We start from the raw sequence: 8,857 nt of genomic DNA on the forward strand, positions 1-8,857 counted from the left end.
ATCCTTTTATTTCGAAATTATTGAAAGGAATTTGAAACCAAGTTTCCTCTAAAGCTGGAATTAATTTCGTAAAATATCCCATTCGTGGGTGAAAGCATCCCAAAAAAGATGCGAATAAGCTCCTATTATAATTGAAAGAATCACAATTATCCAATGTTTTTTAAAATAGTAAATCCAATCAAAATTTAGAAATTGAGCAAATCGTTCTTTTAAAAAAATTGGTAAATGATGAATTAAAATATTTCGGACAAATAGGTAAAAAACGAAACAATAAATAAGAGCAATTGGTAAGTCAAAATACAAAACACCCCAGAACAAATGACTGTGCGTCGCTATAATCTCCATTCGAGAGAAATATTCTAAATCTGGCGACATCGAACCAATGATTAATCCCGTCATCGAAAACCAATTCGATTTTAGTTTTTTTAGCGGAAGAATAATTGCTGGATGGCAAAAAGTTAGTGGCATTTAGAGTTTATTTTGATGCAAAGTAAATCAAAATATCCATTAATTACCAAAACGTTTGATGTTAACTTTTCGCTCCTTAATTTTCAAAATAAGCGGTTCATATTCTGTATTTTGTTCCTTTTCTACCGTTACTTTATTCAAATATGTTTTTGCATAAACATGTTCTGGTAAACTATTTTCTACAAGATGAAACGTATAATTTCCGACAGGTAAAAAAGCTGTATATTCACCTCTATCATTTGTTTTAACTGTAAAAACCTGTCCATTTTCGTGATTAAAAATCAATGTAAATCCGAATAAATTTGCCGAAACCTGATACTCCAAATTTGAAGATAATTCATACTCAACTTTCCCTCTCACAACACCAGTTTGTTGCATTGGAATAGAAATAGAAGTCGTTTTAGAATTAATATTAACCGCATAATCTTGTGCAAACCATTTTTGTCCAGGAAGTTTGATTAAATAATTACCATATGGAACTTTTTTATACTTGATATTACCTTCCAAATCTGTAATAAAGTTAGTTTCATTTATCTTTACATTACGACTATCAGCCACTTTATCACCTTCATCAAAAATACCATTTGCATTGTAATCATAAAACACAAACAAATTTAATGTTCCGTCTTTTACATCTGTTACAGTGCGTTTCGCAGGCAAATTATATTGAACACCAACCTGCAAATAAGTTTGTTTGTTGTTAAAAGTTTTCGAATCATAATGACTAAAATTCGCTTGTGTACTTACAATAAAATTATCAATTGGTTGATAATCCACAGAAGCTCCAAAAGTTAGGGTATTTCCAAAATTTTTGTCAATATTATAATAAGTAGAAACTGCCGTATTCAATTTTTTCTGAAAAAAGCTTTGACGAAAACTCGCCGAAGTTGTAAAACGTTCTAATTGATGATTTAGATTATTCGTCGAATAAACCTCTGCAATCATCATACTTCCTCGTTGATAAATTGAGTTTAACTGAAAGTTTTTCACATTCCACGTTAATTGTCCATAAACAATTGGATCAACCTTACTCAATTCGTTTAGCTCAGAAAATCCTCCCAAAGCATTCAACACCAACTGATGCACACGAGAATTAGACAACCACGTAAATGTTCCGTTCAAATAAGCTGATTTAAAGTCCATCGGCATATACTTAAACGTCTCATAATTCAGAATATTTGATTTTTCTATATTCAATTTAGGAGAAATCGAAACATTAAAATGACTTGCCAATTTGAATGATATACCCGTCTCAAAACGTAACGCTTTCGACTCATTCGCTTGTGTATAATTCATCAAATATGGATCGATAGATTTCGGATTGTTATTGGTAACCGTTAACGAAGACCACAACGAAAATTTAGAAAACGTTCGTTGAAAACGCTGATTAAGATACAATGCTCCACGTCGTGTCCCCGGATAATATCCTGAGCTGTAATAATTGGAACTATAAAAATCAAATTTACCAATTGTTCCAGAAACATTTGCAGAAACCGATAATGAATTTTCAACATCATTTGTCTCTTTAAATTTTGACAAACCATACCCAAATTTCACTGAATGATTCCACTTATTTGGTGTAACCCATTTGTAACCATTTGTCAAAATAAAGTTCGTTGTAGAATAAGTTCTATCAAACAAAGCTGTTGTTTCTAATTCGTTTTTATCTTTTATTAAAAATCGTCCATTCGCAAAAGTTGTGTTGCTATTCTTGAAAACATCGTTCGTCAAATCATCTAATAAATTGTAATTTTTTTCGACCGTTCCGACTACAATTCGGTTATCATTCTTATCATAATTATTAAACAACATCACTCCTCGTCCGTTAACTGGAATATCAAAATCGTTGTTATTGATTGATCCGATTAAAATTCCTTTGTCTTTGCGTTGATATTTCACCCAAGAATCTGTCAAAACCATGTCTTGATTCTTATTCCAAGTTGTTCCATTAATATTATATGCAAATTCATTCAACCCAACCGAAAATTCTTGATGAGCCATTAAGTTATAATTCGCATTAGCAGAATTAATATCGCGAGCAGTTAATCGAACATAATTTGAAGAAAAATTGGTCCAATTCTGATTTAGCATTGTTGGATCTATATACACACGATTGGAACTTGCATTCTGAATGGTAAAAAACACATTTCCTGCAAAATCTTTGGTCGTTGTATAACCCGAAACATTTGCCTGAAAACTTTCAATTTTCATCATATCTCGGTCTACATATTTAGAAAATCGAACAATTTTTTCTTGAAAAGCTTCAACTATAAGTCGTTTGTTATTATAAGTATAACTTCCTCTGAAATCAGGAAGTACATTGGTTAACAAAATTTCTTCGGCTTGATTTCCCATATTCATTACTTTTAATTCATAATGAATAGAATCTCCTTCTTGACGGTAAAAAATATTACTCTGGACAGGAAAAATTTTGATGTTTCTCTTTTGCAAAACAACAACTGAAGTAACAGATTTTCCTATTTCTTTTTTACTTAAAAAATCAATAATACTGAATTCTAAATCTAATTTTCCAGCCATTTGCGATTTACTCACCGTAAATTGCATAGGAATAAAAGCCTTCTTGTTTGGATTGATTTTTATTTGAAGATTATCTTGCGAATACGATCTTATAGCCGAAGGGATTTTAAGTGCCAGACGAGCATTTATCGTATCATTGGTTGTATTTTCTAATTGAAGAATAACAGAAAAGTTGTTGCTATCTTCTAATTTAACTTCTTTTATTGTACTAAATTTCAATCCGTTATTTATTGTTTGAGCACGCAAATTTTGTCCGCTAACAAGCATAAGCAGAATAAAAAATACGCTCCGAAAATAATTGATTGAAAAGAACATATTGTTTTACAAAGGTGTAATCGTGTACAACAAAGAAGTTGAATAATTCCCAGGTTTGCTATTCAAAATTTTATTATCCGACGGAGTTGTAGAATAAATAATATTATACTTTTTTGAAGCTGTTTTAGAACTATTCGTCATCAATGATTGATTGTAATTTGAAAGTTTTATAACCTTAGAAAGATTATTTGTTTCGGTGTCTTTTATCTGAACATTGATTGAATTTAATTCCAAATTCTGGGCATCACTCGATTGTAAATATTGATTAAGCGACGAAACTTGAATATCGTAAGCTGTATCAGAAGAAACAATTAAGCCGTTTTGATATTCTTTCTTCACACCATTTTTATAATCTTGTATCGTGTTGAAAACCAATTCTCCATTTACAGCAGAACCATCGACCGCAATAGAAAGCGTTTGAACTGGTTCGTAATTTCCGTTTGGACTAATTTGCATTTCAATCGAAAAAAGACTTGTTCCAATCACGGTTCCAAATTCATTTAATAAAGAAAACTCTAATTGAATAGGATAATTATTCCATGATTTCAGAGGATTTAGATATGTTCCTGCATCAATCACAATATCATAATTCAAGACAATTGCACCATATTTTCCTACTGGTGTTGCAATTGTTAAAGGTGAACTTCGGATAAAATAATTTGGAGAAAAACTCATCGCAATGTTATTCTGAATAACTCCTAATTGATTTAGCGTAGGATAATTCTCTGAATAATATTGAGAAGTTGTATAATTATTGAATTTCAATTTCAGTTTATCGACAGGAAATTCTTTTTTCTGAGAATTTACAATAGGCGAAACAACACGCGCAACTAAAGACCAATTTTTATAATTTAAAGCACCAGACATGTGCATTTCTACAGCCACAATATTAGTCGCCGTAACTCCGCTACTTCCATTTACTTGCACCCAACCGTTATTGTGCGCATTAATCGTAAACTGAGCAGACACTGCCATTGTCAACAATACTGTAATTGTTGAAACTATTTTCTGAAACAAATTATTATTTATCATTTGAGAACGTCAATTCAGCAATTTTCAATTGATCATCTTTCTCAAAACTTAAAGTTGAGGTAACAATATACGAACCTTTTGGCAAATCCTTTGGCAATGGTATATATACAATTCTTTTATCATTTGGTAAACTATAAAAAACTGCATCTTGCAATTTTATTTGTTGACCATTTTCTTGATTAATGATTTCATTTCTAATCGTTCCTTCACTCCAAACATTTCCTTCATTCGAAATATTTAGCACCAAACGATTTTCAGTTTTATCGTAAACAAAATTTGTAAACTCTACATTTGTATCACGTGCAATATTTAATCGTTGATAAATTTTGACACCTGTACGAATGGAAATTTTAATATTTTCTCCACTTTTGTTTTGTCCAGCAATCGGATTTGTTTGCGTAATGTACATCATCGTAGTATGCACACTTTCTGCATTTATCTTTTCTGGAACTTGCATCAGAACTTCTATTTCTTTCGATTCTCTTGGCAAAAGTGTAAATGTATTACTTGGTAAAACTGTAATCCAGTTTGCATTACTTGTTGGCAAAGTATTGATTTCAGAAACTACATTAGCTCCAAATTCATCATACTTCCAATCCTTAAAAGAAACAGACAACTCTAATGTATGCACATCGCTTACATTGGTTACCAAAATCTTTTTACGCTCAGACTCACCAGGATTTAACGCAAAATAAGTCCTTGGTGGACTTACAGAAATACCTGATTGTGCACTAATCTTAGTTGAAATGATTAATGCTAAAAAAGAAACGATTGTTAAAAAACGAAGAACTTTCATAAGCAAAACAGAAGTGATATTTTTCAATACCACTTCCTATTTTTTTATATTATTGTGCTTCTATTGTGTAAGTTACAGTAGTTGTATACACGTTAGGATTCTCAACATTATAATATTTGTTTACATAATCGTTGTTTCCTTTTCCGTTATACGCAACGTTGAATTTTAAATCTGTACCACCAACTGTACTAGAAATCAAGTTTTTGTCTGATTTATCTAAAACAACTTTACTGAAAGAAGATGAATTTAATACATTTCCAGTACCTAAAGTCGCTTGTAAATTAATTGTATTAGCTGCAATGTTATCTGTTGTAGAACCTTTTGTAAAAACTAAGTTTTCATTTTCAGATTTTACTTTTACAGCAAAACCACCAGTACTATATACAATTAAGTGGTCGTTCATAGTTTTTGTAACACCGTTAGAATAATCTTCTTTTGTTTGATATTCTAAGTTAACTGTATTATCAGTACCAATAAGAATAGTTTGAATTGGGTATAATTTTACATTCAATGTTGCTGAAGCTGTTTTTTGAGCTAAAGCCATTCCAGAAACTAATGCACAGAAAATCGTTAAAATAAATGCTAATTTTTTCATCATTTTATAATTTGTTAAAAATTTATTAAAAAATATTTGTTAAATAATCTGGTAGTTTATATATTTAAGATTGGTTATTCTCAAATGCGATTGCAAATGTAGAAGTTGTTTTTGTTCTTAAAAGATTAAATCATACCAAAAGATGATGAAAAACGACATTTCTAACTATTTAATTCGGAGTACTTTGTCTGAATTTAGTCGGAGAAATCCCAGTATTTTTTTTGAAAAACGCCGTAAAATTGGTCTCTTGGAGGAAATTGAGTTCCAGCGCAATGTCTTTTATTGACATTTTTGAGTTGACTAATAAAATCTTTGCATTTTTCATCAATTCTTCAACAATCATTTCTTTTGCTGTTTTTCCAAAAACGATTTGAGTTGCTTTATCTAACCTTCTTTTTGTAATAAAAAGTTTATCAATGTAAAAAGATACTTGTTTGTTTTCATTGACATTTTCTTGCAAAAGTTTTTTGAATTTAGTTGCCAACTCTACATCAAAATCATCTTGTATAAATTGGCTCTGCATATCAAATGTTTCCATTTGACCATTGATAATAATACGTTCCAAAAGATTATGAGCAAGCTTCATATCTAATTCATTTTCGAATGCAGTAAAGAAATATTGCAAATAATTAGCCTCAAAAATTGGCGCAGAACAAATTGTATTCTCAACAATATTTATAATATCTCGCGAAAAAAGTGTAGAATTTTCTAACTTCAAGTTTTCTTCGATTGATTTCGAATAAAATTCTTGTTTAAAAACAATATAATAAGCATCAGTACGAGTAGTTTGTTTCACAAATTCTTGAGAGATATTGGGAGCTATAAAAAGAAAATGGTTTTTAGGAATCGAATATTCTTTTCCATTTATTTTATGAACAAATTTTTTAGAACCAGACCAGATTATTCCAAAATACTCATCAACGGATAACTCTTTTCTCAATTCCTCTATTTGTAGGATATCATTCAATTCAAATGCAGTTATACCTACATCAAAAATCAAATTATTATAAACATTACGACTATTCAACAACATAAGTCTATACTATTTTATCAATGTTATCTATGCAAAATTACGACCATTTTTAATCAAATCACTTGATATAAATCAAGTTATAATTTTAGGGCTCCAAAAATAATGAAATACAATATGCTATTTAAGTATTTTTAGAAATTAACTAAAAAAGGAAGCTTATTTTTAATGAATAAAAAAAGTCTCAATAAATATTGAGACTTTTAAACGTATTTAATGTAGAAATTTTCTAATATCCTTCTGCCCCTTGTTCTCCTTTTACAATCGCTAAAGCAGACGATGTTCCAATTCTTTTCACGCCTAAAGCGATCATTTTTTCAGCTTCTTCTGTTGTGCGAACTCCGCCAGAAGCTTTCACTGGAAGCGAACCTGAATTTTCAAGCATTAATTTAATTACATGTTCGTTTGCACCATTTGGTTCTCCATTGTCTGTTTTATAAAAACCAGTCGAAGATTTAACGAATACTTTTGATGCGTATTCATCTCCAATTTTATTCAAAACAATATCACGAATAAGTTGCGTAATTTCAACAATTTGTTCGTCCGATAAAGCAGCAGTTTCTATAATCCATTTTACAACTTTACCTTCACGTAAAGCTACTGAAGTAGCAGATTCTACTTCCTCTCTTACTTTATCAATTTCACCTTTTTTGAACGCTTCGTAGTTCACTACAAAATCTAATTCATCAGCTCCATCTGCAATCGCTTTTTGCGCTTCTCTCAACTTTTCATTCAAATCGTAATTTCCCTCTGGAAAACCAATTACAGTTCCCAAAACAACTTTCGATTTTTTCTCATCCAATAATTCACGAACTGATCGTACATAATCAGGACGAATCATCACCGCATAAATCTGATTATCTATGGCTTCTTGCGCCAATTGGTGCACCATATCTAATGTATCAGAATTCGAAATACCTGCTTGTTCAGGCGTTTTAAGATACGTCGAGTCTAAATATTGATTAATATTCATCTTTGTATATTAAAGTTTTATTTGTCTATCTATCGGTTGCTCCAACGAAATGATTGTTTCTGTTCGCGTTACACCATCAATTTGCTGAATTTTCTTGTTCAAAACATTCATTAAATGAAGGTTATCACGACTCAGAATTTTCAAGAAAATCCCATAATTTCCCGTTGTAAAATGAGCTTCGACCACTTCTGGAATTTCTTCCAAAGCTTTAACGACTAATTTATAAGATGAAGGTTTATCCATAAAAACCCCAACAAAAGACATTGTAGAATATCCTAAAATAGATGGATTAACGATAACTTTTGTCGAATTAATCACACCCGAATTTTCTAACTTCTTTATACGTTGATGAACCGCTGTATTTGATATTCCTAATTCTTTTGCCAATTGTGACACAGGAATATTAGCGTCATCCATAAAAGCATTCAGAATCAATTTATCAATTCCATCAATCTCTACTTGACCATTTTCGTGGATTCTCACCTTTTCTAAAATTAAACCGCTACAAATTTAATATTTTAAAATGGTATAAACGGGAAAATGATCGCTATATCCACCGAAATATTTTCCACCAACAAAAGTTCTAAATGGCAAACCGCTTGATTTCCCGCCACTATTCTTCAGAAAATTCGCATCAAAAATAGCTGTTTTGATGTATTCTAAATTTGATTGTGAAGTTAAAAATCCTTGCGAGAAAAGTTGCTGATCAAATAACATCCATTGCTTTTTAAAGATCATAGAACCTCTTTTATACGATTGTAGACTGACCATTGGATTGAATAATTCGTTTCTGCTTATTTCTTCTTGTTTAGAACGAGTATCCAATTCATCAATTAAGTCAGAATTTGTTGGAGAATCATTAAAATCTCCCATCACAACAATTTTTGCCGAATAATTTTCGGTTAACAAATCGTTAATTCTTTTTCGAATCGTTTTTAAAATATGTTGACGTTTTAATTGATTGACTTCTTTATCAATTTTAGAAGGCAAATGAACAATAAAAATATGAATAATTTCGCCAATTAAATTTCCTTTCACATATAAAATATCTCGTGTATAAGATTTTGTATCATACTGATCTTTAAAGATAAATCTAATTGGTTCGCTTTC

General features: G+C 30.6%; 8 protein-coding genes and 1 pseudogene. All 9 read right to left on the bottom strand.

Annotated elements, in window-relative coordinates; genetic code table 11:
• Positions 1 to 60: 60 nt before the first annotated feature.
• Entirely contained in the window at positions 61 to 468 is a 408-nt protein-coding gene (locus Q0616_RS05975) for a DUF4184 family protein (protein ID WP_260541812.1), read from the bottom strand.
• 39 nt (positions 469 to 507) lie between these two features.
• On the bottom strand, positions 508 to 3,225 hold the full coding sequence (locus Q0616_RS05980; RefSeq protein WP_298775795.1) for a hypothetical protein: 2,718 nt from the start codon (positions 3,223 to 3,225) through the stop codon (positions 508 to 510).
• 102 nt (positions 3,226 to 3,327) lie between these two features.
• Positions 3,328 to 4,353, bottom strand: a complete 1,026-nt coding sequence (locus Q0616_RS05985) for a hypothetical protein (protein ID WP_286484368.1) — start codon at positions 4,351 to 4,353, stop codon at positions 3,328 to 3,330.
• Complete coding sequence (locus tag Q0616_RS05990; RefSeq protein ID WP_286484367.1) at positions 4,343 to 5,176, bottom strand: molecular chaperone; 834 nt, start codon at positions 5,174 to 5,176, stop codon at positions 4,343 to 4,345. Before Q0616_RS05990 ends, Q0616_RS05985 begins: the two co-directional genes overlap by 11 nt.
• A gap of 22 nt (positions 5,177 to 5,198) precedes the next feature.
• Positions 5,199 to 5,744, bottom strand: a complete 546-nt coding sequence (locus Q0616_RS05995; RefSeq protein WP_280050052.1) for a hypothetical protein — start codon at positions 5,742 to 5,744, stop codon at positions 5,199 to 5,201.
• A gap of 169 nt (positions 5,745 to 5,913) precedes the next feature.
• On the bottom strand, positions 5,914 to 6,777 hold the full coding sequence (locus tag Q0616_RS06000) for an AraC family transcriptional regulator (RefSeq protein WP_298775802.1): 864 nt from the start codon (positions 6,775 to 6,777) through the stop codon (positions 5,914 to 5,916).
• 226 nt (positions 6,778 to 7,003) lie between these two features.
• On the bottom strand, positions 7,004 to 7,747 hold the full coding sequence (deoC, locus tag Q0616_RS06005; RefSeq protein ID WP_298775805.1) for a deoxyribose-phosphate aldolase: 744 nt from the start codon (positions 7,745 to 7,747) through the stop codon (positions 7,004 to 7,006).
• A gap of 9 nt (positions 7,748 to 7,756) precedes the next feature.
• Positions 7,757 to 8,230 carry an Lrp/AsnC ligand binding domain-containing protein gene (locus tag Q0616_RS06010; protein WP_225539142.1) on the bottom strand — a complete coding sequence of 158 codons (474 nt, stop codon included), beginning with the start codon at positions 8,228 to 8,230 and terminating at the stop codon, positions 7,757 to 7,759.
• A 27-nt stretch (positions 8,231 to 8,257) separates the two neighbouring features.
• Positions 8,258 to 8,857: pseudogene (locus tag Q0616_RS06015) on the bottom strand (endonuclease); the annotation flags it as partial.

The sequence above is a fragment of the uncultured Empedobacter sp. genome (assembly GCF_937930195.1).
Taxonomy (GTDB): Bacteria; Bacteroidota; Bacteroidia; order Flavobacteriales; family Weeksellaceae; genus Empedobacter; species Empedobacter stercoris.

Bases quoted from the DNA above. Each gene is read 5' to 3' on its own strand.
- Q0616_RS05975 (WP_260541812.1), bottom strand. From the start codon at position 468: ATGCCACTAACTTTTTGCCATCCAGCAATTATTCTTCCGCTAAAAAAA.
- Q0616_RS05985 (WP_286484368.1), bottom strand. From the start codon at position 4,353: ATGATAAATAATAATTTGTTTCAGAAAATAGTTTCAACAATTACAGTA.
- Q0616_RS05995 (WP_280050052.1), bottom strand. From the start codon at position 5,744: ATGAAAAAATTAGCATTTATTTTAACGATTTTCTGTGCATTAGTTTCT.
- Q0616_RS06000 (WP_298775802.1), bottom strand. From the start codon at position 6,777: ATGTTGTTGAATAGTCGTAATGTTTATAATAATTTGATTTTTGATGTA.
- deoC (WP_298775805.1), bottom strand. From the start codon at position 7,747: ATGAATATTAATCAATATTTAGACTCGACGTATCTTAAAACGCCTGAA.